Origin of the sequence: Kitasatospora sp. NPDC096140 (assembly GCF_040303045.1) — a bacterium.
In the GTDB taxonomy this organism is placed as follows: Bacteria; Actinomycetota; Actinomycetes; order Streptomycetales; family Streptomycetaceae; genus Kitasatospora.
In genome coordinates this window covers 75,347-101,460 of record NZ_JBEOUW010000029.1, presented here as the reverse complement: position 1 = coordinate 101,460, position 26,114 = coordinate 75,347, and the positions used below count along the sequence as shown (strand labels likewise).

The 26,114-nt window shown below is 72.1% G+C and carries 25 protein-coding genes; 9 read left to right on the top strand and 16 right to left on the bottom strand.

Going from position 1 to position 26,114, the window contains the following annotated elements; translation table 11 throughout:
• Positions 1-49 precede the first annotated feature (49 nt).
• A complete protein-coding gene (locus tag ABT048_RS27395) occupies positions 50-1,489 on the bottom strand; it encodes a HEAT repeat domain-containing protein (protein WP_350524169.1) in 1,440 nt (479 codons plus the stop codon).
• A 614-nt stretch (positions 1,490-2,103) separates the two neighbouring features.
• Between ABT048_RS27395 and ABT048_RS27390 the strand changes: the two genes are divergently transcribed.
• On the top strand, positions 2,104-2,781 hold the full coding sequence (locus ABT048_RS27390; protein WP_350524168.1) for a VC0807 family protein: 678 nt from the start codon (positions 2,104-2,106) through the stop codon (positions 2,779-2,781).
• Positions 2,782-3,041: 260 nt separating this feature from the next.
• Positions 3,042-4,151: a mechanosensitive ion channel family protein gene (locus ABT048_RS27385; protein ID WP_350524167.1), complete on the top strand. Its 1,110-nt coding sequence runs from the start codon at positions 3,042-3,044 to the stop codon at positions 4,149-4,151.
• A gap of 151 nt (positions 4,152-4,302) precedes the next feature.
• Here ABT048_RS27385 and ABT048_RS27380 read toward each other — a convergent pair whose 3' ends face one another.
• From ABT048_RS27380 to ABT048_RS27360, 5 genes are all read right to left on the bottom strand, one after another.
• Positions 4,303-4,938: a hypothetical protein gene (locus ABT048_RS27380; protein ID WP_350524166.1), complete on the bottom strand. Its 636-nt coding sequence runs from the start codon at positions 4,936-4,938 to the stop codon at positions 4,303-4,305.
• 483 nt (positions 4,939-5,421) lie between these two features.
• Positions 5,422-6,603, bottom strand: coding sequence for an Ig-like domain repeat protein (locus ABT048_RS27375; protein WP_350524165.1), 1,182 nt, complete (start codon positions 6,601-6,603; stop codon positions 5,422-5,424).
• 367 nt (positions 6,604-6,970) lie between these two features.
• A complete protein-coding gene (locus ABT048_RS27370) occupies positions 6,971-8,446 on the bottom strand; it encodes an FAD-dependent monooxygenase (protein ID WP_350524164.1) in 1,476 nt (491 codons plus the stop codon).
• A gap of 101 nt (positions 8,447-8,547) precedes the next feature.
• A complete protein-coding gene (locus ABT048_RS27365; RefSeq protein ID WP_350524163.1) occupies positions 8,548-8,940 on the bottom strand; it encodes a nuclear transport factor 2 family protein in 393 nt (130 codons plus the stop codon).
• Positions 8,941-9,509: 569 nt separating this feature from the next.
• Positions 9,510-10,616 carry a right-handed parallel beta-helix repeat-containing protein gene (locus ABT048_RS27360; protein WP_350524162.1) on the bottom strand — a complete coding sequence of 369 codons (1,107 nt, stop codon included), beginning with the start codon at positions 10,614-10,616 and terminating at the stop codon, positions 9,510-9,512.
• A gap of 546 nt (positions 10,617-11,162) precedes the next feature.
• On the opposite strand from ABT048_RS27360, the gene ABT048_RS27355 reads away from it, so the two are divergent.
• On the top strand, positions 11,163-12,476 hold the full coding sequence (locus ABT048_RS27355; RefSeq protein WP_350524161.1) for an Ig-like domain repeat protein: 1,314 nt from the start codon (positions 11,163-11,165) through the stop codon (positions 12,474-12,476).
• Between the two features lie 95 nt (positions 12,477-12,571).
• Here the strand turns inward: ABT048_RS27355 and ABT048_RS27350 are convergent, their stop codons facing one another.
• From ABT048_RS27350 to ABT048_RS27340, 3 genes are all read right to left on the bottom strand, one after another.
• Positions 12,572-13,189, bottom strand: a complete 618-nt coding sequence (locus ABT048_RS27350; RefSeq protein WP_350524160.1) for a TOPRIM nucleotidyl transferase/hydrolase domain-containing protein — start codon at positions 13,187-13,189, stop codon at positions 12,572-12,574.
• A 520-nt stretch (positions 13,190-13,709) separates the two neighbouring features.
• Complete coding sequence (locus tag ABT048_RS27345) at positions 13,710-14,321, bottom strand: SMI1/KNR4 family protein (protein ID WP_350524159.1); 612 nt, start codon at positions 14,319-14,321, stop codon at positions 13,710-13,712.
• 170 nt (positions 14,322-14,491) lie between these two features.
• On the bottom strand, positions 14,492-15,268 hold the full coding sequence (locus tag ABT048_RS27340; protein WP_350524158.1) for a hypothetical protein: 777 nt from the start codon (positions 15,266-15,268) through the stop codon (positions 14,492-14,494).
• A gap of 155 nt (positions 15,269-15,423) precedes the next feature.
• Here ABT048_RS27340 and ABT048_RS27335 point away from each other — a divergent pair, with 155 nt between their 5' ends.
• Entirely contained in the window at positions 15,424-15,936 is a 513-nt protein-coding gene (locus ABT048_RS27335) for a DUF1877 domain-containing protein (RefSeq protein ID WP_350524157.1), read from the top strand.
• A 172-nt stretch (positions 15,937-16,108) separates the two neighbouring features.
• On the top strand, positions 16,109-16,864 hold the full coding sequence (locus tag ABT048_RS27330) for a hypothetical protein (RefSeq protein WP_350524156.1): 756 nt from the start codon (positions 16,109-16,111) through the stop codon (positions 16,862-16,864).
• Positions 16,865-17,306: 442 nt separating this feature from the next.
• On the opposite strand, the gene ABT048_RS27325 is transcribed toward ABT048_RS27330, so the two are convergent.
• Positions 17,307-17,603, bottom strand: coding sequence for a putative quinol monooxygenase (locus tag ABT048_RS27325; RefSeq protein ID WP_350524155.1), 297 nt, complete (start codon positions 17,601-17,603; stop codon positions 17,307-17,309).
• Between the two features lie 147 nt (positions 17,604-17,750).
• On the opposite strand from ABT048_RS27325, the gene ABT048_RS27320 reads away from it, so the two are divergent.
• Positions 17,751-18,725 carry a GlxA family transcriptional regulator gene (locus ABT048_RS27320; RefSeq protein ID WP_350524154.1) on the top strand — a complete coding sequence of 325 codons (975 nt, stop codon included), beginning with the start codon at positions 17,751-17,753 and terminating at the stop codon, positions 18,723-18,725.
• Positions 18,726-18,807: 82 nt separating this feature from the next.
• Entirely contained in the window at positions 18,808-19,221 is a 414-nt protein-coding gene (locus ABT048_RS27315; protein ID WP_350524191.1) for an anti-sigma factor, read from the top strand.
• Between the two features lie 102 nt (positions 19,222-19,323).
• Here the strand turns inward: ABT048_RS27315 and ABT048_RS27310 are convergent, their stop codons facing one another.
• Together ABT048_RS27310 and ABT048_RS27305 are read right to left on the bottom strand one after the other, a co-directional pair.
• On the bottom strand, positions 19,324-19,821 hold the full coding sequence (locus ABT048_RS27310) for a DUF4265 domain-containing protein (protein ID WP_350524153.1): 498 nt from the start codon (positions 19,819-19,821) through the stop codon (positions 19,324-19,326).
• Positions 19,822-20,022: 201 nt separating this feature from the next.
• Entirely contained in the window at positions 20,023-20,421 is a 399-nt protein-coding gene (locus ABT048_RS27305; RefSeq protein WP_350524152.1) for a VOC family protein, read from the bottom strand.
• A 104-nt stretch (positions 20,422-20,525) separates the two neighbouring features.
• Between ABT048_RS27305 and ABT048_RS27300 the strand changes: the two genes are divergently transcribed.
• Positions 20,526-21,542 carry a helix-turn-helix transcriptional regulator gene (locus ABT048_RS27300; RefSeq protein ID WP_350524151.1) on the top strand — a complete coding sequence of 339 codons (1,017 nt, stop codon included), beginning with the start codon at positions 20,526-20,528 and terminating at the stop codon, positions 21,540-21,542.
• Between the two features lie 277 nt (positions 21,543-21,819).
• Here the strand turns inward: ABT048_RS27300 and ABT048_RS27295 are convergent, their stop codons facing one another.
• The gene (locus ABT048_RS27295; protein WP_350524150.1) at positions 21,820-22,539 is read right to left on the bottom strand and encodes a hypothetical protein; all 720 of its coding nucleotides are present in this window, start codon (positions 22,537-22,539) and stop codon (positions 21,820-21,822) included.
• Between the two features lie 387 nt (positions 22,540-22,926).
• On the opposite strand from ABT048_RS27295, the gene ABT048_RS27290 reads away from it, so the two are divergent.
• The gene (locus tag ABT048_RS27290; RefSeq protein WP_350524149.1) at positions 22,927-23,649 is read left to right on the top strand and encodes an SDR family oxidoreductase; all 723 of its coding nucleotides are present in this window, start codon (positions 22,927-22,929) and stop codon (positions 23,647-23,649) included.
• Positions 23,650-23,724: 75 nt separating this feature from the next.
• On the opposite strand, the gene ABT048_RS27285 is transcribed toward ABT048_RS27290, so the two are convergent.
• From ABT048_RS27285 to ABT048_RS27275, 3 genes are all read right to left on the bottom strand, one after another.
• Entirely contained in the window at positions 23,725-24,330 is a 606-nt protein-coding gene (locus tag ABT048_RS27285; RefSeq protein WP_350524148.1) for a 2'-5' RNA ligase family protein, read from the bottom strand.
• 91 nt (positions 24,331-24,421) lie between these two features.
• A complete protein-coding gene (locus ABT048_RS27280; protein WP_350524190.1) occupies positions 24,422-24,835 on the bottom strand; it encodes an SsgA family sporulation/cell division regulator in 414 nt (137 codons plus the stop codon).
• 308 nt (positions 24,836-25,143) lie between these two features.
• A complete protein-coding gene (locus ABT048_RS27275) occupies positions 25,144-25,926 on the bottom strand; it encodes an RNA polymerase sigma factor (RefSeq protein ID WP_350524147.1) in 783 nt (260 codons plus the stop codon).
• Positions 25,927-26,114: the final 188 nt, after the last annotated feature.

The window sequence follows — 26,114 nt, the reverse complement described above, 5'->3', positions numbered from 1 at the left end:
CGCGGTCCGCGCAGCGAGTCGCCGCCCGGTGCGCGCCCGCCCCTCTCGGCTACCGACTGCCAGGTACCAGGCGGATTACGTCACGCAGCAGTTGGACCACGCCCTCGGTGATCTCGGTACGGCGCTGCTCCGCCAGGGCGAGCAGTTCGGCGGCCTCTGCGGGGCCGGCGTCGAGGGACGGGACCGGGCGGGTGAGCCAGGGGTGCGGGGCCAGAGCGCGGATCTGCGTGGTGGCGTCGGTCTTGCCCCGGGCGGCGAGTCGGGGGTCGGGATCGCCGCTCACGAGGAGGGCGGCGCGCAGTGCGGTGAGTCGGTCCCGCCGGTTCAGCAACCGGTAGCCGGCCCGTCGCACCGCCGGCCGCTGCGGGTCGGCGAGCATGTCCCACAGCAGGTCGGGGGGCAGCTGGGTGGCACTGGGGGCGAGGGTGGCAGCGGCCTCCTTGACCACAGCGGTGGAGCCGTCCCGAAGCAGCACCGTGACCTGGGGGACGGACACCGCGTCCAGGCTCCGCAGGGCGCGCAGCGCATGGACGCGAACCTGAGGGGCCGGGTTGTCCAGGAGGGGGGTGAGCAGCGGGCCGTCAGAGCGGCTACCGGTCTCGGCGAGCCCTCCGATCGCCCCGACCTGCGGCTCGGCCGCCTGGACGGCCGCGCGGTAGTACGCCGGTGAATCCGTACCGGTGCGGCGTGCCGCCTCCCGCGCCAGGGCCCGTACCAACGCGGACGAGTCGTCGAGGAACGGCACCACGTCCTTGGGGGAACCGGTACGCATCAGCCCTGTGAGGGCGGTGATCCGTACCTCGGCGTGACGGCTGCGGGCCAGACGGCGCAGCAGCTCGACCTGGTCGGTCCACACCGCCTGCCGGGCAGCGGCCTCGGCGGCCCGGGCCCTGACCTGCCGGTCGGGGTCACTCTCGGCGAGGACGGCGAGGTCACGAAGCCCGAGGCGGTGCGTGGCAGTGTCGAGCACGAAGCGACGCACCATCGGCTCGGGGGCCGTGAGAAGCCGTCCGGACAGGGCCGTGCCCGACTCGGCCAGCAGCGACGCGCGGAGTTGACCGTGGGCGAAGGCGCCGCGCCGGCGCCGGTTGACCAGCAGAGCCGTACGCACGGTCGCCGCGGTGGCCGACAGGGGATTCTCATGGAGCAGCACGGCCAGACCCGCGCACGCCGACTCCCGAACCTGCCTGACCCAATCGCTGGTCCGCAGGACGAGGAACGGCATCATCTCGGGGTGCGGCCGGCTCAGCATCCGCCGTACCACGCGCTCACGAACGCGGCCGTCAGCGTGCGAGGCCGCCAGGGCGAGCGCGACCGGGTCGGTCTCGGTGAGCGAGGGGGCCTGGCGGCCCGTCGAATACCACGACTCTCGGCGTATGAAGGCATCCAGGCGCAGCAGCAGAGCCGGACGCTCCGTCAGCACGCGCAGCGCTTCGAGCGAATCCTCGGGATGTCCGGCCGAGCCGACCGCGAGCAGCGCAGCGGTCAACTCCTCAAGTGCACCTTGTTCCTGAGCCCGTGCCCCGGACACCGCCAGCCGCACACGCTCCAAGGAGTCCGTACCCGGTGAAGGCTGCGAGAGGGCCTGTTGACGGCGGAAGAAGAAGTTCACCCCCGTCATCCTGCCGGAGCCGACCGACTTGCCGCTTCCCATATACGACGCCATCGAGAGCCCCGCCCCGGGGCACCGCTTGGTGGTCCGGCCGGGGCAGCATCGAGGTGTTCCCTCCTCGCCCTTTCGAGGTGCCCGGGGTGGAAGGGATCTGGACGCCTCACGGCTGTCAGATCGCCTGGTCCTGCTACTGAGTTCGAGTCGAGGGCTGTTGCGTGGGCGTCGTGGCAGCGCAAGGATGTGCGGGCATGAGCGATCTCGACCCCGTAGCCCGGGTAACCCGCATTCGGCGGGTCGGGTCGGGTCCGCGGGCGCCGGGATCACGGTCGCTCGTGTGGCGTTCGATCCGGACCCCGTGAACTCCCGTGAGCCTCTGGAGCTGCGAGGAACGCAACCGCCTCGCCTGAGCGTGGACGGCTGTGTCCGTGAGATCACCATCCTGGCCCTTCTCTCGACCCGGAGGACACCATGACACCCAGGAGGTGCCGGCGGTGACGGCCCCCGAGACGCCGCCGCGGCCGAGCGGCCGACGTCTGCTGCTCGGTGTCGCGTGGGACGTCGTCGTCCCGATCGCCTTGTACTACGGCCTGCGCGCCGCCGGCGTCAGTGTCTTCGTCGCGCTGCTGGCGGGCGCCTTCCTGCCCGCGCTCACCACGGCGGTGCAGTGGCTGCGCACCCGCAGCCTGGAGGGCATGGCGGGTTTCATCGCCGGAACCATGCTGCTCGGCGTTGCAGCCGCGCTGGTCAGCGGCAGCCCCCGGTTCCTGCTGGCCAAGGACGGTTGGCTGACCGCCGTGGCCGGGCTCTGGTTCCTGGTCTCGATCAGGGCCAGGCGCCCGCTGCTCTTCCACGGCGGCCGCCCCCTGCTGGAGGGTCGGTTCCGCTCCGACGGAACCTCCTGGGACGTGCTGTGGGACCGCGAGCCGGCGTTCCGCCGGATCTGGCGGGTCTCGACGGCGATCTGGGGTGTGGCGATGCTGCTCGACGCCGCCGTGCGGGTCGTGATGGCCTACACCCTGCCGGTGGACGTGGTGCCCGGCCTCGGTGCGCTGCTCTGGCCGGTCACGCTGGTGCTGTTGCAAGTGGTGAACGGCGTCTACTACGAGGTGGCCGGGCTCTGGCGGCTGACCGCCGGCACGGCCGGGCGCTCGCCGGCCGACCGAGACTGACGCCGATCATCGGGCCGGCCGCCACCGGCGTGCTCCTCACCGGAAGGTGACGGCCTGCCTGCCGAGCGGACGGAACGCCGAGGTCCGGCTGTGGTGGCGGCCGGGCCATGGGGCAGGATGGCAGTCCGTTCGGAATGCGCACATCCGTTCCGACGTGGCTGCGCACAACACGACCCGACAGGCGACAAGGTGACCAAACAGCACATACAGCGGCCGGCGACGGCCCGTTCCATCGACCTCCACGCCGCGGGGGCGGGACGGTGACCCGGGACCTGGTCCTGCACGACTGGGTGGTGGCCGGCATCGCGCTGACCTCCGGCTGTGTCGCCGGCCTGGTGCTACGGGCCCTGATGAAGTGGCTGGGCAAGCACGCGAGCAGGACGAAGTGGAGCGGGGACGACATCATCGTCGACGCACTGCGCACCATCGTCCCCTGGGCGGCCGTGATCGCCGGGGTCGCGGTGGCCGCTTCGGCCCTGCCGCTCACCGCGCGGGTCGGGGGGCTGGTCGACCAGTCGCTGACGGCCGTGCTCATCGTCATCGCGACGTTCAGCGCGGCCCGGGTCGTGGCCGGGCTGGTGCAGTCGGTGGCCGCGTCCCGGACCGGTGTCGCGGCGTCCGCGTCGATCTTCGTCAACATCACCCGGATCGTGGTGCTGTCGATGGGCGTTCTCGTGGCCCTGGAGACCCTCGGGGTGTCCATCGCCCCGCTGGTCACCGCCCTCGGCGTGGGTGGTCTCGCCGTCGCGCTGGCGTTGCAGGACACCCTCGCCAACCTCTTCGCGGGTGTGCACATCCTCGCCTCGAAGACGGTCCAGCCGGGTGACTACATCCGGCTCACCAGCGGGGAGGAGGGGTACGTCGTCGACATCAACTGGCGCAACAGCGTGGTGCGCAACCTGTCGAACAATCTGGTGATCATCCCCAACGGCCGCCTGGCGCGGACGAACATGACGAACTACTCCCAGCCCGAGCAGAAGCTGTCGATCCTGGTCCAGGTCGGGGTCGGCTACGACAGCGACCTGGAGCACGTGGAGCGGGTCACCCTCGACGTCGTCGACAGCGTGATGGCCGACATCAGCGGCGGCGTGCCCGACCACGCGGCCGCCGTCCGCTTCCACACCTTCGCGGACTCCAGGATCAACTTCACGGTCATCCTGGGCGTCGGCGAGTTCAGCGACCAGTACCGGATCAAGCACGAGTTCATCAAGCGCCTGCACCGCCGGTACCGGACGGAGGGCATCTCGATCCCCGCGCCCACGCGCACGGTCTCGCTCCAGCAGGACGGGGCGGACGCATCCTCGTCCCTCCCACCGGTGCCGCACCCGTGGGACGCGTCGTCCGAGGCGCTGACGGACCGACGGCGGTAGCCGGGCGCGGCGGCGCCACCCGGCGGACCGAGCCGAGGCGAGGCGAGGCCTGCAGCCCGTACGCCGCGCACCCCGTGAGCGGCGGCGCCGGCACGACAAGTGCCGACGCCGCCCGTCAGGCGTGCCTGGCCCGGGCTCAGGGCCGGTGCGGTCAGCTGGTCCAGAACGACGACAGGTTCTGGTAGGTGCCGTGGTCGGCGATGGCGCCCTGGTAGGACAGCGAGTTGCCGTTCTGGGTGTCGATGACCACGAGCTGGTCGCCGCGGAACAGGCGGTAGTCGCTGTAACCGAAGAACGTGGCCGCGTCGATGCCCTGCCTGAAGTCCGCCGGGATGTTGCTGTAGGTGCCGTGGTCGGCGATGGGGCCGTAGTAGGTGACCCGGTTGCCGTTCTCGGTGTCGATGACGACCAGTTGGTCGCCCTTGAAGAGCCGGTAGTCGTTCCGTCCGATGAGCGTGGTGGCGTCGATGCCCCGCTTGAAGTCCTCGGGGATGTTGCGATAGGTGCCGTGGCCCGCGATGGCGCCCTGGTAGCTGATCTGGTTGCCGTTCTCGGTGTCGATGACCACGAGCTGGTCGCCGCGGAACAGGCGGTAGTCGCTGTAGCCGAAGAACGTGGCGGCGTCGATGCCCAGCTTGAAGTCCTCGGGGATGTTGCGATAGGTGCCGTGGTCGGCGAGCTTCCCGTCGAAGGTGACGGCGTTGCTCTTCTGGGTGTCGATGACAGCCAGGCGTCCCTGCTTGAAGAGCCGGTAGTCGTTCCGTGCGATGAGCGTGGTGGCGTCCATGGGATGGTCCTTTCGCTGACGTTCGGTCGGACAGGCCGTTCCCGTACGCTGCGGTTGTGCGCTGCGGTTGTGCGCTGCGGTCGTGCGGGACGGCCCGCTGCGTCGCCCTCTGGCCGATCGGATTCCGCATATGACAACGACAAGCAGCATCCACACAGTCACCCGCTGCTGTCGACAGCGCACCGCACACTGAGAGCCGGAACCGGCCACAATCCCCAGGCGACTCCTCCACCTCAGATCAGTCCGACCGTGTCGAAGCGCCGCCCGCAACCCACCGCCGGGCAGGGGCCCGGGCCCGACGTTCCAGCCCGTCGGGACGCGTAGCGGGAGCAGGGCGGTCTTGAGGGAGTAGGGGCAGGCGGCGCGCCGAAGCCGGCCGGGGGACGGGGCCCGCGCGGCCGGGAGAAGCGGGCGCGGCACCACGCGGCACCGCGCGGCAATCCCGGGAAAGCACGTAGGCCTTGGGCAAGGCGGCAGGTGGTTCTATCGGGGGTTCACGGTCACGGTGATGCTCTCGGGGTTGCCGCTGTTGCCCTGGTAGACGGTGTCGCCGCTGTAGACGGCGGTGACGGTGTGGGCGCCGGTGGTGCGGAAGGCGGTGACGAGGCCGGCGGCGGCGCAGTTGCCGAGGGAGAGGACGAGGCGGGAGCGGCCGAGGGTGGTCTGGGTGGTGGTGTCGGTGAAGGTGACGGTTCCGGTGGGCGTGGTGGTCGAGCCGCGACCGGGGCAGATCAGGTCGCTGAGGACGACGGGCAGGCCGGTTCGGGTGCGTTGGGGCATGGCGGTCAGGACCGTGGTCACCGGCTTGCCCGGGGCGAGGTAGCTGATGGTGATGCCCGCGGCGGCGCTGGTCGCCGTGGGGCCGGTGCCGCCGGCGGGCACGAGGGACGAGCCACCGCCTCCACCACCCGCGCTCCCGGCCGGGGTGACCAGGGGGTTGATGTTGCCGCCTCCGCCGCCGCCGTAGAAGCCCGCGCCGCCTCCGCCGCCGGTGTTCTGGCCGCCGTCGCCGCCGGTGCCCAGCATGCCGGGCGTGCCGGAGGCTGTCCCGCCGCCTCCGGCACCACCGGTACCGCCGTGCGTGGCCGCGCCCGCTCCGCCGCCGATGCCCCCACTGCAGGCCCCGTCCGTGCCCGGCTGGCCGGCGTCCCCGCCCGGGCTTCCCGCGCAGGGGCTCTGGGCGGCTTCACCGGCCCCACCGCCGCCCGCAGCCACGATGAGACGGGAGTCGGTGGTGGTGAGGGGGACGGTGCGGGGCTGGGTGCGGATGTCGGAGGCTCCGCCTCCGCCGCCGCCGAAGTGGGAACTGCCACCGCCGTTGAAGCCGCCGACGCACAGCGTGTTCGGGTAGCAGGATCCGCCGGTGGCGGTGCCCCCGACTTCGACGTAGAGCGTCTGTCCGCCGGACAGCCCGGTGAGCGTGCCCGACACCTGGGCGCCATGGCCGCCGCTCGCGCCACCGAGCCCTTCCATGCCGCCGGCCGCGCCGATCGCCGACACGTCGACCTGTGTGACACCAGCCGGGACGGTGAACGTCTGCTCGGCGCCGGTGAAGGCGAACGTGCAGGTGGTGGTGGGACCCGTGGTCGTGCAGGTGCCTTGCGCGTGCGCGGGCGCGGACAGGGCCACCGGGGCCACGGCCGCGCAGAACACCCCGGCGGTCACGGCCAGGACCCGGCCCCGGCGCCCTCGCGGACCGGTGCGGTGACTGCGTGTGGAGCCCGGCCGGTCGGCAGCAGGCGACAGTGCGAACGTCACGATCCACTCCAGGAGGGGCGAGGGCCGGTCGGCCCGGTGTCTTTCCGCCACTGTGGATCACGCAGTCCGAGCCCCGGCCTCGCTCCGATCTGACACACCGACGGTTCACGCCGCCGGTCCCCCGGGACCGGCCTTCGCCGGCAACCCCGGATCGGGGGCACAACTGCGGCCCGGAGCAAGCACCCAGGCGCCGACACCACGCCGACGCTTCCTGCCGCCCCCGGCAGGCAGGTGCCCCGGGGCGGAACGCAGCAGCGGGCCCGCCGAGCGGCGTTCAGCGACACAGGGTGCGCAGGGTGGCGAGGCAGTCCGCGGCCCGGCGCTGCGGGTCGGTGTCGGTGCTGGCCCAGGCGATCCGGGCGTCCGGCCGGATGAGCACGGCGGTGACGTCCCGCCAAATCACTTGTGCAGCACCGGTATTGACGGTTCCCGCGCGCTGCTCCAGGCCGTCCTTCGGGCACGGCGTCCGAGTCCCGCCGAGGTCCAGCAGCAGTGGTCGGCCGTGGTGCATCAACGGGTGGGCGGTGGGCGCACCGGCCGGGATGTCCAGGGCGAGACCGGCCAGCCGGGTGCCGTTCAGCGGGTGCCCGCCGGGCTGGGTGTCGGCCGGTATCGGGTCGTCGAAGCCGGCGATCCGGCGGGCCCACTGGTGGTTGGTCCGTGGTTCGGTGAGTGCGGCGGACCAGACCTCGCGCAGGGCTATCTGCTCCGGGTTCGCCGCGGCGAACAGGGCGAGTTGCGCGCGGGTGTTGTCGATGACGGCGCGGGCGGCCGGCCGGCGCTCCGTCTCGTAGCTGTCGAGCAGTCCGTCGGGCGCCCGGCCCTGGAGGGTGGCGGCCAGCTTCCAGCCCAGGTTGGTGGCGTCCTGGATGCCGAGGTTCATGCCCTGCCCGCCGGCCGGGAAGAACATGTGCGCCGCGTCCCCGGCCACCAGCACCCGTCCGGCCCGGTACCGCGCGGCCTGGCGGGTGGCGTTGCCGTAGCGCGAGAGCCACCGGGGGTTGCGGATGCCCAGGTCCCGTCCCAGCAGTGCGCGGGTCTGCTCGCGCACCTCGTCCAGGGTCAGCGGTTCGCCGGTGCCGTGGTGCATGGTGGCCGTGGAGAGGCCCGCCAGGCGGTGGACGCCGTCGCCGATCGGGGCCGCCAGGAACGAGCCGGCCGGTCCGGTGGCGGAGAACGGCCCGGTGGGCGGATCGTCGAGTTCGACGTCGGCGAGCCACCCGGTCATGGTGGTGTCCTGACCGGGGAAGTCGATGCCGGCGGCCTGGCGCACGGCGCTGCGGGTGCCGTCGCACCCCACGACCCAGCGGGCCTGCACGGTCCGGTGGGTGCCGCCGGCCCGGATCACCACCTCGACGGCGTCCGGCCCCTGCGTGAGCGAGACGACCTCCTCCCCGCGCAGCACGCGGGCGCCCACGGCGACCGCGTGCTCCTCCAGGAGCTGTTCGGTGACGGACTGGCCGAGCGCCAGCATGAAGGGGTGCACCGCCCCGGTCGTGGAGAAGTCCAGCCGGGTGGTCGCCGCGCCGAAGTGGCCGGTCGGCACCGGGGTGCCGCGTTCGATGAACCGCTCCGCGAGGCCGCGGGTGGCGAAGGTGTCCAGCGTGCCGGCCTGCATGCCGACCGCGCGCGACCGTCCGTCCGGTGCCGCCCGGCGTTCCACGACGGTCACCTCCACCCCGTGCAGGCGCAACTCCGCGGCGAGCCAGAGCCCCACCGGGCCGGCCCCGGCGATGAGCACGTCGAGCATGACAACCACTTCCTCTCACTTTTCGAGCGACTTTCCGAACCATGCGCCGGGACGACGGCGGGCCGGGCACCGGGCGTGGTGCCCGGCCGTGGTCGGGTGGTTCAGCGGGCGCTGCCGAGGTTTCGGTCGCCGTCGGTGCCTTCGAGCATGAGGGTGGTCTCCTCTATGCGGCGGAAGCGGCCGTCGGGGGCGAACTCGCCGAAGAGGTAGACCTCCATGCGGACGGTGGTTCCGTCGGTCTTGACGACGGTCATGGTGTGGCGGTCGGCGTAGCGGTTGCCGGCGGTGAGTTCGTCGTGGACCTCGACGGAGCCGTCGGCGACGACGGTGCGCAGGTGGGCGATGTGGTCGAGGAACTCGGCGCGGTCGGCCCATTCGCCGTCGGTGCGCTGGCGGTAGTCGGGGGCGAAGTGGCGGTCGGCGGCTTCGTCGAGGTCGAGGCCGGGGGTGAGGAGGAGGTCGGTGAGGGCGGCGCGGACGTCGGTGTGGGTCACGGGGATTCCTTCGGTTGGGTGCGGGAGCGTCCCGCTGTGGATCGAGCGAAGATGCGTGCCTGAAGCACGCTTATGACTGTAGCGGAAAAGCGTGCTCGGCGCACGCAAAATCTGGAGCGGTCAGGGACCCGGCAGAACACGACACCCCGCCCATGCCGCGCCTGGGGTGTCCGCAAGGAAGAGCCGGGGCCGGGCCAGTAGGTTGCGACCCGGGCCCTGACGGTCCGTGTCCCCGACAGACGCGGAGCGGATGCCCTGGTGATCTCGGACGGGGTTGCCCAGGAGCTCGGATTCGATCTCACCCGCGAACTGCGAGAGGCGTGCGGGCGGGCTGATCGCCGGGCGTTGGAGGAACTGGCACGAACCGACGGCGGCGAGGCGGCACGGACTGCGGTGCGCGTCCTCGACGGAGGTACCTCCGCCGCTTGAGACACAGCCGGCGATGGACGCGCTGATCCCGCCGACGGGCGTGATCACCGCATCCCGGCCAGGACTCGACCACGTCCGGCCTCGCCCGATCACCAGCCGGACGTACACCTCGGACACTCCCCGCCGACCTCGCGGCAACGCTACCGGCGTGTGGTCGCGGTCGCGGTGAAGCCGCAGCACTCGAAGATCTGGACCGGAGCACCCGACGTCCGCCGGATGGACACCCGGTCGAGCGTCGCCGTGGTGTCCGCCGTGGCGGCGATCACGGCCACGCCGCCGACACCGCCCTCGATCCGGTGCTGCCGGACGGTGAACGTGCCGTCCTGGAGGGCCATCCCGAAGTAGTCGTTGTCCGTCAGCGAGTTCCGGGAGAGGTCCGCCGATCCGACGGCATAGATGCCGACCTGATTGCGGTTCACCGAGTTCCCGGTGATGACCGTGCCCGGCGCGCCGGCGACGATTCCGGCGTGCTGGGTCTGGCTGAAGAAGTCGGGGCCGCACTGGCTGTCCGACGGGCGACAGGCGTTGTCGGTGATCGTGCTCCGGGCCACCGTGCCGGTCGCGCCCAGGACGAAACCGATCCCGTCGGTGGAAATCGTCGGGTGGCCGGTCACCTCGCTCTCCAGGACGCTGACGGAGGATCCGGCGTTGAGGACGGTGACGCCGGAGCCCTGGTAGTCGCTGATACGGGAGTTGCGGATCGTCGCCGAACCGGTGCCCGTCGGGAAGTCGCCGACGAAGATCCCGACGGCGCTGTGCGGGCAGGGCGCGGCGGGCGTGTCCGTGATGTGCGAGACCGCCGCGTTGTTCAGGTCCAGGTGGCCGCCGCTCAGGACCCGGATCCCCGAGCCGAGGGCGCCGCTCGCGCACGTACCCGAGCCCGGACCGCTGACCGCCAACCGGGACATCGCCACCCTCGCGCCCCCGTGGATCTCGACGATCGAGGTTCCACCGTCCTCACCCGGAGCAAGGACAGCAGGTGCAAGGATCCTCGTCGTGTCCGCCCCCGCACCGCTGATCCTCAGGTCCTTGCCGACGAACAGCTGCTCGCGGTACGTCCCCGGGCGGACACGGATCTCATCGCCCGGCTGCGCGGCGTCGACGGCGGCCTGGATCGTCGGATAGTCCGTGGGAACGGTCCTGACCCTGCTTGTCGCGTGGGCGGTGCCCGGCAGCAGCACGCCGGCAGCCAGGACCACCAGGAGTCCGCCCAGCAGGGCGGTGATCCTCGTACGCAGAGACTCCACAGGTGTTTCCCTTCGCGCGCGCCGTCGTCGGACGGGAGCGGTCCGCCGGCCCGTCCAACGGTCACAGTTAGCAGGCATTCGGCTGCGGACACGGCTCGGCACTCCGGTCCGAAGGCGCGCTGCCGGAAACGTCACCCGTCCTCCTTGCCCCGTGTCGTTCGGGGGAACCCGGCCGTGTCGGACCTGAGCACCGTTCGGGCTGTGCTGTTCCGGCCCGCAGCCGCCCGGTCGGCGGCCGTGGTGCTCCGGATGCGGGCCGGAGCCGGTCGGAGTGACGGCTCGTCGGCAGGACACGTGATCCGGTGTCGCAGAGCGCGACACTTCGCCACCTGACGTACATATGTCATAACGATGAGTGACCGATCTGGCTGCGGCTCGCCCCGCTGTCCCGCGGCCGCCGACGGTCCCACCCCAAGCCATTCACGTCAGGAGACATCGGTGATCACAGACCACACCCCAGGACAACCGGCCGACCGCGTGACAGCCGGACGAAGCCGAGCCCGCGCAGGTGCCCGCGCTCGTGAGCAGTGGCGGCGGGCAGGGGCGGTGGCGGGCCTGTGCCTGGCCCTGTCCGGGACGGGCCTGGTACCCGCGACCGCCGCACCGACGGGGGCCGCGGGTTCCACCACTCCGGCAGGGGCCCACGGGGCCGACCCGACGTACACCTTCACCTACACCGGCGCCGCGCAGACCCTCGCCGTCCCGGCGAACGCGGTGATCACGATCACCGCCGACGGCGCCGGCGGTGGCGACAACACCGGCACCGCCTGCACCACCACGGGAACGGGCGGGACGGGGGCACGGGTGGTCACCACCCTCCCCCAGACGACCGCCCCGACGACGCTCACCATCGACGTCGGAGGCGCCGGCGGCAAGGGCTGCAACGGCACCGGTACGGGAGGCGCCGGCGGGTTCAACGGCGGTGCCTCCGGCGGCAGTTACCCGGCCCCGAACTTCAAGTACGAGGGCCCGGGCGGGGGTGGAGCCTCCAGCGTCAGCGCGGGCGGCTCCCTGCTGGCCGTCGCCGGGGGCGGCGGTGCCGCCGGCGGCACCGGAGGAAGCTCGGCCGGGGGCAACGGCGGCAACGGCGGGACGCCGGACGCCACCGCCGGGACCGACGGAACCGCCACCGGCCCCGGGGCCTCAGCGGGGAAGGGCGGCGGCGGGGGCAGCACCGGCACGACCACCGGTGGCGCCGGCGGGGCCGCCGGCACCGCTCCGCTCTGTTCGACGACGGCGGGCGGTCCTGGCAGCGGGTTCAGCGGCACCACGGTCGGCACCGGTGGCACCGGTGGCAGCATCGGCAGCGGCTGCGCCCTCACCGTCATCGGTGCCGGCGGCGGCGGGGGCGGCGGGTACTTCGCCGGCGGGGGCGGGGGAAGCGCCACCGTCAACAACCTGGGCCTCACGGGCAGTGGCGGCGCAGGCGGCGGGGGCAGCAGCTTCACCGCCCCGGCCGGGACCGGCACCAGCTTCAGCACCTCCACCGTCGGAACGGCGAACCACAACGGCCAGGTGATCATCACCTACGTCGTGGGCAAGCCGGTCACCACCTTCCTGAGAGCGATGCCCCAGCGCACCCGCACCGGCGTGCCGGTCGTGCTCAGCGACCTGATCTGCCCCGGCGGCGGATCTACCACCCGGCCCACCGGCACCGTCACCTTCACCGACACCACCACCGGCACGACCCTGGGCACCTCACGCCTGGTCCTCTCCCTCGGCAACTGCGCCGCCGCCGGCCTGGTCACCGCCTTCCGCACCGCCGGCCCCCACACCGTCACCGCCGTCTACAGCGGCGACTCGGTCTACCAGGACAACAGCGGCAGCCCCGAAAGCATCGTCGTGACCGTGAACCCCTGATCAGATCGCCACAGCTCAACCGACAGACCCACCACCCGCGAGGGCCCCGGCCCCTTCCCCGGCCGGGGCCCCCGCCCCCTGGCGATCCACTGCCGTCAAAGATGTCGGAGCAGAGCCTGGAGGGGGGCGGGGACGCGGTCCGGGTCGAGGGCCTCGGTCAGGAGGCGGCCGTAGCGGATCTTGCGGCCCTTCTTCGTGCCCAGGAAGCGGCGCATCTGCCGGTGCGGCGGCCGGTCCTGCTGGGCAGGCTGGCGGACGAAGATGCGCCAGGCCGGGAGGTCGCCCTCGGCCCGGACGATCTCCTCGACCCGTGGCACGCCCAGCGCCCGGATGAGTTCGTCCTCCAGGTCCGCCGCACACACGAAGATGCCGTCCAGCGGCTCGCCGGCCCGTTCGAAGCCGCGTTGGTAGAAGCCCTGTTCGCCCTCGTCGCACAGCCCGACAAGGCGCAGGCCCAGCCCCGTCGGCCCGAGCAGGCCGGCGAACCGGCCGACGTTCATCGCCCCGCCCATCGAAACGACGCACACACCCCGGGACTCCGGGTCTCGACCGTGGCGCGCGGCCAGCACCTCGACGGCCGCGACATCACTCGGCCCCTCCAACAGCACCGCCGTCCTTACCCGCAGTCGCCCGGCCAGCTCGCCCGCGGGCCCACCCGGCCCTCCCGCCGCCCAGCCGGTGATCGCATCCCGGAACGCCCGCATGTCCGTCATACGCCGATTCTGCTCGGCCCGACGCATGAGGGCACGGGGTTTTCGCTCCCGCTGTGAGCGGAGGACGAGGCCGTGGACGTCGCCGAGTGAGGGGCTCGCGGGACGGTGTCGAACCGTCATTCAGAACCTGCGGTGCCACCAGGCCAGTTCGGATGATGCCTGTGGTTCGTGATGGGTTCGCTGCAGCAACACCGCGTCCAGATCGTCGACCCGTGCTCGTAGTTCGCCTGAGGCTCGGGGCGGAAGCATGAAGACGGCCTCTTCGAGCTTGTCGCGGGCCCAGCCTTCGCCGCAGCAGGGGCAGGTGAATTCGGCCTCCCATGGCTTCCAGCGTCGCTTGGTCCCATGGACTCGGGCGGACCACACGCTCATGGCCGTGGCGACGATGCCGGGTATCAGTCGGTCGCGCTCCAAGCGGCGGATGGCTGCGTTCGTCGGTCCTGACACACGTGGGACATCGCGGTAGCGCACCCATGGGCTACTCCGTGATCGTTCGCGTGATCGAAGTGAGGCCGGCGTTCTATGCGGCATCGACCCTTCGGGTGCGGTTCCGGTGCTGTCGAAGGATGCGGTCGATCGGCGCCCGCAGGGCCGGTGAGGTCAGTTCCAGGTCACGGTTGTCGCGCCCAGCGAGCATGTGGTCGAGCCAGCGTTCGTACCAGGCCAGGAAGTCAGTGGCCGACGAGACGTTGGGGCCCCGGAAGCCGTCAGCGTTTCCGGTGACGACGCGGCCCGTCAGGGGACCGGTGACACCGAGAAGCACCAGGTCGGTGCACCCTGCCTCGATGATGTTCAGGAACAGGTCACCTCGGTGAGGCCGGCGGTCGGCGAACGTGAAGCCCCGAGGGCGGCCGCGCTCGCCGTGGGGGTCCATCGTGAACAGTCGGCATGACGGCAACGGCAGCAGGCCGTAGAAAGGCGATGCTCCGCCCCCGCCCAGTGTGGTCAGGAAACTGCGGTAGGGACCCGGCAGTTCGATGTGGTGGTCGGTCTCGAACTCGGCGACCTTCGCATCCGGCAGTGGGGATTCGAGACGGAACCGGTGCTTCTCTTCGCCGAAGGAGTGGCTTCGCAGCGCAGCGTAGGGCGCCTTGGCCAGTTTGTGTCGGATGCGGATGATCCGGGAGTCCATGGGAACTCTTCTCTCTGTCCTCCCGCAAGGTACCTGCTCACTGGCCGGAGTGTCACCAGTGTGATCAGCTGCCTGCGTGCCCAGCCGAATCCTGGCCGGGCATGCCGACGGCCACGCGGCCGGACGCGGGAGAAGTCGAGGCCCACTACGGGCGCAGAGGGCGCCCGACTTCAGCGGCGCGGTTCCTGGTGCCGACCCGGGCGGATCACTTGGTGCACAGGCCCGGCCAGCGCCGCACTGGCCCGGGCCAGGCGATCGCCCGGCAGGGCGAAGTCATTGGCGGGGTTGCGGAACGAATACCTGCCGTCGTTGACCTGTGTACCGCCCGCGGCCGTCGCCCATTGCACCGGACCGGCAAGTCCTTGACCTTCGAGCATGGTTGCGGCGAGCGGTTCGGCGGCCTGCGTTCCCAAGCGGGCGCGCAACGCCGCGGCCAGGCGGTCGACGGCCTCCGGTGGTGCGGCCGCGTCCCCGAAGGCGGGCAGTAGGAGCAGCAGGCGGGCGTGGGGGTCAGCGACTGTGCCACCGACGGCCAGACCGTTGTCCGCGGCGGCGATCAGGTCCGGCCAGGACAGGCCGGGGCTCATGAAGTGCCCGTCGATGCGCGCGAGCAGCTCGGCTCGTTCCCAGTCGGGATGGTGGAGCAGGTAGTCGATCCCGGCCTCGTCGGGAGTGGTGCGGTAGACGACATGGAGGCGGTGGCCGGCAGTGAGCGGAATGGTGAACGTGGGCCAGTCGGCCCGCTGCCACAGGCGCTGCTGGTAGGCCCGGTGCTCCGCCCATGCATAACCCTGTCCGAACAGCAGCCCCCCGGCGCCGCCCGAAGCACAGGAGTAGAGGTGCCCCATCCAGAACAGCCTCTCGTCCAGCAGCTCGGGACGCAGGCGGAAGGAACCGTCGGGGTAGCCGGGGATCCGTGTGGGATGTGCATCCGCGTCCTTGGTCACGCGGGCCATCATGCCGCGCTGCCCTCCGGCTGACGGAGCCGGCCCACTGCGACGCGATCTTTGCGGGACAGCCCTTGATCAAGCAGCGGAATCCTCCGAGCCTGTCCCGAGGAAGTGGCGGCAAATCCGGTGGACAGTGTCGGGATACTGCCGTCATGGCTGTCACCCAGCAACTTGCCCGAGTCACGGCGGAGTACCTCGCCGCCTGCCGCCGGTCAGCCGCGGAATCGCCCGACGGAAACCATCACTGGGATCCGCCGTCCGTGGACTGTCTGGATCTGGACTGGGCGCCCTCCATGCTGGAGCGTGCCTGCGAGCTGACGGGGCTCGACGCCGTCCGCCTGGGGGCGCTCAAGCGCGCGACCGATGGCGACGGCGGCATCGATCTGGACTTCCTCGACGCGGGCCCGCACGCGATCGCCTTCTTCAGCAACTCCGCTCCGACTGCCCTCGTTCCGGAGGCAGTTGCCGAGGTGTCGGCGCTGCTCGGAGGGATCGACATGCAGGCGATCCTCCGGTCGGTCCTGGACAGCGGCGCGGGGTCCACGCTCGGCTACGGGTTCATCGGCGATCCGACGGAGTACCTGCTGGGCCACTTCGGTGCGCTGTGCGACTTCTATGCGGAGGCAGCCCGGGGGGGTCTGCTCGTCGTGCTGTGGTGGGACTGAGTCGGTAGGCCTCGTCGATCAGCAGATCGACAGCCGGGGCCGGGCTGGCCGGTCCACGCCGGGCGGACAGGGCCTTGGGGCAGGCGTTCCCGCCCGCCGGGCAGTCCGAAAACGCCTTTCACGGACCCACGGGCTTGGCTACGGTGGGCAACCCGCGCACGAAGGCTGGTCCATGTCCCGAGAGATCATCACCGCCTGCCTGCCCCCGACCGACCCCGCCGACGTCATGGAGGCGCTCGCCGCCGCGATGGCGCCGTTCTGGAACGACGCCGAGATCCCGCCGGGCGGCGTCTGGCAGGGCGAATGGCAGTGGTGGCACATCTACGGCGGGTACAGAGCGGACGGCTTCGCGGTCCGCGCCGGACACGAGGCCGATCCGCGGCTGATCCGCAACCCGTTCGAGCTCGACGGCCGACCGCGCCCGCCGCAGCCGGCCGGGCGCTGCGACGGCGGGCCGCGCGGCCTGCTCGACCTGGATGTCGACCGCGCGCCCGTGGCGGACCAGGCCGGCGCCGACTGGGACCGCTGGGTCGCCTTCAGTGCCGGCTTCGAGCCCGCGCTGACCCTGAGTGCCATGAACGAGCGGGCCTGCGACGGTGCGACGGCCTGGGCCGCGTACCGCGAGCAGCCGGTCGTCCGGGCCGCGGTCGCCCTGTGGGCGAGCGACGAGCGAGCCCGCCGGTGGACCGGCATGTCCGATCCGGTCGGCCACTACGCCCACACCCGTGAGCAGTTCGTCCGCCGCACGGTCGCCCGCGCGGTGACGCCCGGCGTGCTGCTCACCCTGGACGGCGAGTGGATCGACGGCACCGGCTCGTCGTCCGACCCCGAAGTCCTCGTCGGTGCGCGGTACTTCGACTTCGCCGACCGCTATCTCGACGAACTCGCCGAGGATGCCCTCGCGATCCGCGTCCGCTTCCACACGTGACGAGCCCGCCCCCACCGCGGTCCCGACTCCCTTGCGAGCGCTCGCCGGAACCACCGCGTGCAGATCGGTGCTCGTCGGGCACGGCGCCCGGGCCGGGCACGATGGGGCGCGACCTGTTCGGATCCGTGGCCCTGTGGTGGCGGATGACGGCCGCGATGATGCTCCCCGTGGTCACGCCCGTCCGCTCGTCGTACCTGCGGACACAGCGTGCCCACCCGGTGCCCACGCGACGGGTTGGACGCGAGCAGCCGCAGCACCCTCGCGGGTCGCAGAGGGTCCTCGCCGCGTCCGCGGGGTCAGCCACCTCCTGCCGGTGCCTTGGCAGGACCGTCAGGGGGTCCGAGCTGCCGACGGTCGCGAATCACGGGCGGCGCCGTCGCGGGGTCCGGGCTCCCCGGGACGGCGCCGGTGCCGGGCGGGTGGGACCGCGGCCGGGGAAGGGCTACTTGACCGCGAGGATGTCGATCAGGCGGATGTCGGGGTCGGCGGCGAGGAGGTCCGGACCGACCTGGGCGAGGGCGGCGGGGATGCGGCCGGTCAGGTGGGCCTGGCGGCCGGCGTCGTCGGCGAAGGCGTCGAAGATGCCGAAGGTGGAGCTGTCGACCTGGAAGGCGTACCAGACCTGGGTCCGGCCCTCCTCGGCGGCGATGTCCCGCGCGGTGTCCAGCAGGGCGGCCACCTCGGCCTCCTTGCCGGGCTTGGCGGTGAGCAGGGCCAGTACACCCAGCTTGAGCGTCATCGGGGGTCTCCCTCGTGTCGTGACGGGCCCTGTGTGATGGGCCCGGTTCGGCCGGACGCATCCCGCGTTCCGGCTCGAATTACAAGCTATGGGGCCGAAAACCGACCCGCGAGTGGCGGAAACGACACGTCGGTTACCGTTTCCGACATGCATATCGCCATGGTGGCCGTCGACGGCATCTTCGACTCCGGGCTCTCCGCCGTCCTCGACGTCCTCAACACGGCGAACGCGGTACGCCTTCAGAGCGAGGAGGCGCCGCCGTTCACGATGACCGTCGTCGGGGCGGGCACCGAGGTGCGCACCGGCAACAACCTCACCCTGGCGACCGTGCCCGCCGGGGAACTGCCGCACCAGCCCGATCTGCTGCTGATGCCCGCGGTCGGCTTCAAGACGCCCGACGGGGTGCTGACGGCCGTCCGATCATCCGCCAACGCCTGGGCACTGGAGCTCGGCGGGCGGCTGGCCGAAGCCGGCACTCCGGTCGGCGCGGCCTGCACCGGTACGTTCTTCCTGGCCGAGACCGGGGCACTCGACCGCCTGCGGGCCACCACCAGCTGGTGGCTGGGGCCGTCCTTCCGCAGCCGCTACCCGGGCGTGCTGCTGGACGAGTCCCGAACCCTCGTCCAGGACGGCCGGGCCACCACCGCCGGCGCCGCCTTCGCCCACATCGACCTCGCGCTGTGGGTGGTACGCCGCCACAGCCCGGAGCTGGCCGACAGCGTCGCCCGCTACCTGCTGATCGGTGACCGGCCCTCCCAGGCCGCCTTCGCCGTGCCGACGCTGCTGGCCCAGGCCGACCCGATGATGACCGCCTTCGAGCGCTGGGTGCGCGCCCGACTGGCCGACCCCCCGCCGCTCGCCGTCGCCGCCCGGGAGCTGGGCGTCAGCGAACGCACCCTGCAGCGCACCGCCCAGGCCGTACTCGGCATGACACCGCTGGACTTCGTCCAGGAGGTCCGCCTCGACGAGGCGACGTTCCTGCTGCGCACCACCGCACTGAGCGCCGAGGCGATCGCCACCAGGGTCGGCTACCGCAACGTCGGCACCCTGCGCGCACTGGTGCGGCGCAAGCGCGGCACCACGCTGGACGCGCTGCGCCAGGGCGGCTCGGGGGCCCGCTGACGGCAGTCGCGACACGGGTTCCCGGGCCGGCACTCCCCCGGGCAGCCGGCCTGCGCCGTAGCCGGGTCGCCAGGGTCTCCGCATCGGGCGGGCACGGACCTTCTCCTCCCGGCGCCCTCGGGCCGGCGCCATCTGCAAGGCGGTCGCGTGGTCGTCGGCCTGGTTCAGGGCCGGATTCCTGGTGTCCGGGATGCCGCCGCTGCCGGAGGGCACCGCCTACGAGCTGTGGTTCGACGACAGCGGGACGATGCGGCCCGCCGGTCTGATGCCCGCCACCAGCGGAGCACTTCTGCTGAGCGGCCCCGTGAACGGGGCGCGCGGGGTGGGAGTGACCGTGGAACCGGCCGGCGGATCGGCGCATCCGACACGAACCCCGCTGGTGGTCCTTCCCTTCAGCGGATCATGCCCCCGTGCCACCGGCACGTACACACCCACTCACACTCGTCCTCGTCATCCTCGTAGGACATCCGATCACTTCCCCGGAACCGGTGGGTGACGGGGAGCGCGGACCGGCCGCGTCGGCGATCCCGGCGGGTCAACGGCGCGACCGGTTCCCGGCCCGCTCGCACCCGGTCGGTGAACCGGGTCGAGGCGGCGCTCACTCGCCCTGGGTGTCGGCGCCGGCTTCCCAGGCGGCCGTGACGCAGCCCTCCTCCCAGTGCCACCAGCCCTTCACCTCACCGTGTTCGAGCAGCTTGCGAATCTGCTGGATGTCCGCTTCCGGCGGCACCTTCAGTGCGACCATCCCGAACTGTTCGATGCCTTCGCCGGTGGTGCCGAGCCGGTGGAAGGTCTCCAGCACGGTCTGCCGGGCCGCCGCGGATCCTCCGTCCTTCCGGACGATCAACCGGATGGTGCAGTTCTCCGAGGGGTGAACGGTCTCCCCGGCCCAGCGCAGGCCGTCGTCGTCGACGTCGACCCGAATGACGTCGCCGCTCGCGATGCCACGGACGAACCACGGGGTGTTGTCGAGGCGCACCGTTCCGTCGCCGAGGTCCACCGCCCACAGGCTCTCGACGCCTACGGGCGGCCAGCCGTCCTCGTCGATCTCCATCCGGAAGTGGACCTTCACGTGGGCGTCGCTGATGTTCGTCACCGCGCCATCATCCACGGGGACCGGCGGACACGGAGCCTCGGGGCTGCGGGAAGCGACCGGCCGTACCAGGTCCGACGGCCGCCGTGGTGCGCAGCCGGCCGGTGGGACGACGGCGGCGGGCCGCCCATCGGCACGGGGGCGGCCCGCCCGCCGCATGTCGCGTCACGGTGGTGGCGCGGGGTGCGGCGGGCACAAGCGGCGTCAGCGTGCGAACTTCTCCTTGGCCGCCGGGGTGACGGGGGTGAAGAAGTTGACGAGGTTGCCGTCGGGGTCGCGGAACAGCAGCGACCGGTTGCCCCAGGGCATCGTGGTGGGCCCGGCGACGACGTCGGTGACGAAGCCGGTCAGGTCCCGGTGGACGCGGTCGACGTCGTCGACGAGGAATTCGGTGATCACGCTGTGGTTGTCCGCCGGGCGGGCGGAGCCCGGGGCGAACAGCGGGACGGTGCGGGTGCCGGCGATCGCGAGGGTGGCGCCCGCGGTCTTGAGTTCGGCGAAGTCCTCGGTGGCCCACGTCGCCTGCGCCCCGGTGGCCCGTTCGTAGAACTCGACGAGGCGCGCTACGTCGCTGGTGATGATGCGGATCGAGACGAATTCCATGGGGATCTCCTTGGCTCTGCTGAAGGCGTGCACGTCGCAGGCTAGGAGAAATAGTGGACAGAATCGGTCCTCTTTCAGCCCGGCATTCGCGCTATGTTGTGCGCATGTCCCGACCCACCGGCCGCGTGCTGACACTCCTGGAGCTGCTGCAGTCCGGCGGCACCCGTACGGTCGCGGAACTCGCCGACCGGCTCGGCGTCGAAGGGCGCACCGTGCGGCGGTACGTGGACCAGCTGATCGATCTGGACGTGCCCGTGGAATCGGTGCGCGGCCGGTACGGCGGGTACCGGCTCGCCCCCGGGTACCGGCTGCCCCCGCTCATGCTCAGCGACGACGAGGCCCTGGCCGTGCTGCTCGGCCTGGTCGCCGGCCGCCGGGCCGGGCTGATGACGACGCACCGCACGGCGAACGAGACGGCATCGGCCAAGATCCGACGGGTGCTGCCCAGGCACACCGCCCGCCGGCTCGACGCACTCCTGGATTCCCTCGCCTTCACGGACCAGCCGGGCGATTCGGACACCCCGGACGCCGACGTCCTGCTCACCCTCGCCGATGCGGTCAGCAACCGCCGCCCGGTGTCGATCCGTTACACCGACCGCGACGGACGGCGCAGCGAGCGCACGCTGCACGCGTACGGGATCGTCAACCATGCGGGCCGGTGGTACGTCACGGGCACGGACGTCCGGATCGGCGAGGACCGGACCTTCCGGCTCGACCGCATCGCGGACGCGCGGACCCTGCCCGGTGCGTTCGAAGCGCCGCCGGGTCCCGATCCGGCACAGCGGGTGCTGTCGGGGTTCGCCACGGCCGAGTACCGGCACGAGGTGACCTTGCGGATCCACGGGACGGTCGAGCAGATCCGCGCCCGTCTTCCCGCCAGCGTCGCGACCCTGGCGGAGTACGGGCCCGCGGCGGGCGAGGACCCGGCAACCGAGCGCTGGCTGCGCGTCGAGCTGCGGGCGGAGCGGCTCGACTGGCTGCCGCCGGCACTCGCCGCACTCGACCGGCCGTTCGTCATCGAGCGCCCGGATGAACTACGCGACCTCGTCGTCGAGTTCGCCGATCGCCTCGCGTCCCGTGCCCGCGCCGAGCACGAGGTCGGGCGGGCTCCCGCTCCCTGATCCCGCTCCCTGATCCGATTCGGGCAGGCCGTGTGCGCGGGCGGTCGGCTAGCGGTCGGCTCCATTCACGCAGCCGTCGAAGATCACGGGCCGCCGCGCGGCGAACCAGGGGGAGATCAGCCGATGCCGAGCGCCGGCGACCAGCCGGACGACGGCCGTCCCGCAGCAGAGCGGTCCCGCACCGGCAGCGGACCTGAAGGCCGAACTCGCCCGGATGCTCCCGGCACTGGCGGCGCTGCGGACCGCCTCCGACGGCACCAGCGCCCCGTCGCAGAGTTCAGGAAGTCGTCCGCGCGTCGGGCTGTCCGGGGTTCCCCGCCTCCTGTCCGGCCGTCGGGGATGGGTCGGCGGGCTGCGTGCCCTGGCGCCGTGGCCGTCGGGGGCCGGCGAGGGTGCGATTGTCCGCGTAGTGCCAGATGTCCGCCCGGCGGTACCGGCGGCGCATGAACCCACTGGGGAGTTGTTCCGCCTGGGCCGGCTGGGGCCAATTCCGCGGGGGCTTCTTGGGGTAGTGGGTGATGCTGGTGGGCTCGACGCCGAGGATGCGGGCGGCCTGGGAGAGGGTGACGAGGTCGTCGGGGTTGCCGGAGCGGTCGACGTCGAGTTCCCTGCGCTGGGCCCGCCGGCGGTAGTCGGCGTACCACGCGTCCCATTCCTCGGCGTCCCAGTAGGTCGTCTTCCGTATGGTCTTGACCGGTTCGGGGTGGCCGTTCTCCTCGCGCAGGGACCACATCCGGTCGAGGGTCCCCCGGGCCAGACCGTGCCTGGCAGCCAGCTCGGCGCGTGATTCCAGGTCTCGGGTGTCGCCCCGCTCCCGGTACCAGCGGTCCCACTCCTCGCGGTCCCAGACCAGTTCGCGGCCGACCGTGCCGACGGCCTCGGGGTGACCGGTCAGGCTGCGGTTGCGGTGCCACTTCTCCAACGGGGACAGGGTCATCCCGTACCTGTCCATCAGATCGCGCCGTGTGTAGACCTCACGGCCGTCCAGCGTCGTCACACCGTGCTCCTGGTTGCTCCGGGCCGGGCGCACCTGATGGCTCGGGGCGCCCGCGATGGGCTGCGTCGTTCCTGGAAGGGCTGCAAGGGCCTTCGGTCGGGAGGCGCACCGTGCGGGTCGGTGGCCTGCCGGCGTACTCCCACCGGCGCCGCCCGCTTCCCTCCCCGACATGAAGCCATTCGCCGTATCGAATACTGCCTGATTCCGCGGCGGTTCTCCAGACCCGAGTGGACGGGCGACGACAACCAGGCCTTCCTGCCCCGCCCTACGGTGTTCGACATCTCTGACGGTGGGACAGGGCCTCACGTCCGGCGAGGAGTCGCCGCCCTGAGCAGCGGCGAGGACCGTGGGCGGGATGATCCGCCTCCGGCGGGGAAGGGACCGGCCATGGACACCACCGGCATCCCCGCACCGATCTCCCTCGTCACCGGCGCCAACCGCGGCATCGGCCGCGAAACCGCACGCCAACTCGCCGAACTCGGGCACACCGTGCTGCTCTGCGCCCGCGACCCGAAGGCCGCCGAGGACGCCGCCGCCGACCTCTCCCACAGCCCCGGCGGGCGCGGCACCGTCCTGCCCCGCACCCTCGACGTCACCGACGCAGCCGGCGTCCGCGAACTCGCCCGCTCCGTCGAGGCCGAGTTCGGCCGCCTCGACGTCCTGATCAACAACGCCGCGACCAACTACGACACCGGGCGCCGCGCCGTCTCCGTCGACCTCGACGAGGTCCGCCGCACGATGGAGACCAACCTGTACGGCGCGTGGCAGGTGGCCCAGGCGTTCGTTCCGCTGCTCCGTCGCTCCGCCCACCCGCGGATCGTCAACGTCTCCAGCGAGAGCGGCTCGCTCGCCGCGATGGGCGGCGGGACCCCGTCGTACAGCCTCTCCAAGGCGGCTCTCAACGCCCTCACCCGCACCCTCGCCGGAGAACTCCGCACCGACGGCGTCCTGGTCAACGCGGTCTGCCCCGGCTGGGTCGCCACCGACATGGGCGGCGCGGGCGGCGCTCCTGTCGCCACCGGCGCCGCCAGTGTCCTCTGGGCCGCGACCCTCCCGGACAACGGCCCCACCGGCGGCTTCTTCCGGCACGGCCGCCCCCTCGCCTGGTGAACCCCGCCCGCCCGGCGTCCCACGATGCGGTCGCGCGGGCCCGAGGCCCGGAAACCGTGGCAGCCGTGGCAGCTGTCACAGCTGCGGCAGTTCCGGCAGCTCCGGAAGTTGCCGGACCTCGCCCGTGCCCAGCTCGACCGTGAACCGGGCCCGCATCGGGCCGTCGCCCCGGCGGGAGAGGAGGGTGAGTTCGCCGACCCGTGCCGAGGTGGTGCCCAGGAGGGCGGCCAGTCGGGGCGCGAGCCGGCGAGGGTCCCGGGTCCGCCCCAGGGACAGGTGGGGTGTGAAGTCGCCCGCCCGTCCCCGGCAGCGGGGGAAGCGCTCCACCAGCGAGCCGTGGAGCGCCTGCCACGGGCCGGAGCCGTCGCCCGCCGGGTCGAGCCAGACCGTGGCGTCGTGGCGGTGGCGGAAATGACGTACTCCGTGCAGGCGCGCGGTGAACGGTTCGTGCTCGGCCGAGGCGGCGCCCAGCAGCGGGAGCGCGGGCCCGAAGTCCGCCTCCGGGACGAAACCGAACAGCACGTTGACGTGCGGCGGCCACCGGCGGATCTGCGGATCGTGCTCCTCCCGGATCCGCTGGACGGCCTGCCACAGGTCCGTCGGCGGCAACCAGGCGAGCGCCGTCCGGGGCGTCGGTCCCACGTCCAGGACGCCCGGCACCTCGATCGGGTGTCCGTCCACCCCTCCATGGTCACCCCTCCATGGTCACCGCTCCTGCGGGCCCGCGACCACCGTCTCGACCCACGGACGGGATCCCGACAACCGGTCGGGGTCAGTTCTCGGCGAGGATGTGGGACAGCTTCCCTTCGAAGTCGACGTGACGGTCTTCGGTGCCGGGCGGCACCGCGGCCTCAGTCCGCTTGAGGAACGACCGGAGCGCCCGGGCCGGGGCCTCCAGCAGGGCTTCTCCTTCCGGCGGGCTCAGCGCGATGCAGACCACCCCCTGCCCGTGGCTGCGTGACGGCCACACCCGGACGGCGCCGGTACCGGCGGGTCGCTGCAGCCCCTCCGCGAGGAGATCCCGGGCGAACACCCACTCCACGGTCTCGTCGGCGCCCGTGTGGAACGTGGCGTGCACGGCGTAGGGGTCGGCGGTGTCGTAGCGCAGGCCCGCGGGGACGGGAAGTGAGGACTTGTCGGACACGATGAGGCGCAGGTGCAGCTCGCAGCTGACCGTGGTGTTCATGAGCGGCACGTCCCGTGGAGCTGCCGAAGGACGTCGTGGCGCGCGCTTCGCCCAGACCGGCTTTCCGATCCCCGCTCGGTCACCCGGAGCGGAGGACTCCTCGACGTGCCGGCTTCCGGAACCGGCCGCCGCTTCCCCGGCCGCCGCATGGACCCGCTCGACGGTCGACGGCGGCAAAGGTCTGGCGAGAGCGGCTCGGACCTCGGGGGCGCCCAGGCTGGAGGCCTCCAGGAGCGCCGCGAACTCGTCGTCGCCGTAGTCGTCCGACACGTTGTGGTCGGTTCCCCCGGACACGCCGCCGCGTTCGGTCATCGGACTCCCCCTTCCCCGAGTTCGAGCGTGCGGACCATGTCCCGCCAGTGACGACGTGCGCGGCTCAGTCGGCGCTCGACGGCTTTGGCCGAAGGGAGGCCGACTCGTTGGGCGACCTCTTCGTGGGTGTAGCCCAGGGACAGCCAGGCGATGATCTCTCGCATCTGCGGATCCGTGACGGCGGGAAGAATGCGCTGCAGTTCGTCGCGGGTGGCGGCGGCCTGATGGGGGTCGACCGCCCGCTGATCGGGAATCCCGGCGATCTCCTCGTCCTGGTCGGCCGGTGCGAGGCTCGCCCGCAGGGCCTGGCCTTGGACCCACTCGCGGTGCCACCGGCCGTAGACCTGCGGAAAGACGCGGATGACGGCATTCATGTAGTAGGTCGTCAAGGATGCGCCACCGTCCGGCTTCCACGTGCCACGAACCAGGCCGCGCTCCTTGAACAGGACGAACCCGGCGACGGCGGACTCCTCGGAGACCTGCTGCCGTTCCTCCCTGCACCACCCGGTCACGATCTTGTTGGCCGGCACCGGCCTCCCGGAAGCCTTCGCCAGGCGGAAGATCTCGCCGGAGAAGGTCCAGGAACCCATGACCTGGACGCCGTACTGCATCAGCTTCTCGGCGTAGCTCTCGAAGCGGGGGCCGGCGAAACCGTGCGCGCGGAAGTAGCGGACGAGTCCGGCGTCGGCCTGTCGGCGCCGGGCCCGGGCCCGGTCGTCCTCCAGGAGTGCCGCATCGGGCAGAGCGCTCTCCAGGTCTGCCGCCTGTGCGGCGGTCATGCCGCCGAGGGTGTCCGGGGCGGGCCCCTCGGCGCCTTCGCCGTCCGGAAGTTCGGCGGCAGGGTCCTCACATGACACACCGACTCCCACGTGTTCTTGCCGTCGAGGCGAGACGCGTTGCCTCGCAGGAGGGGTATTAGGTGCCGCCCCGGGGCTTCCCCCCTTGCCGACCGAGACTTTCCCCTTGT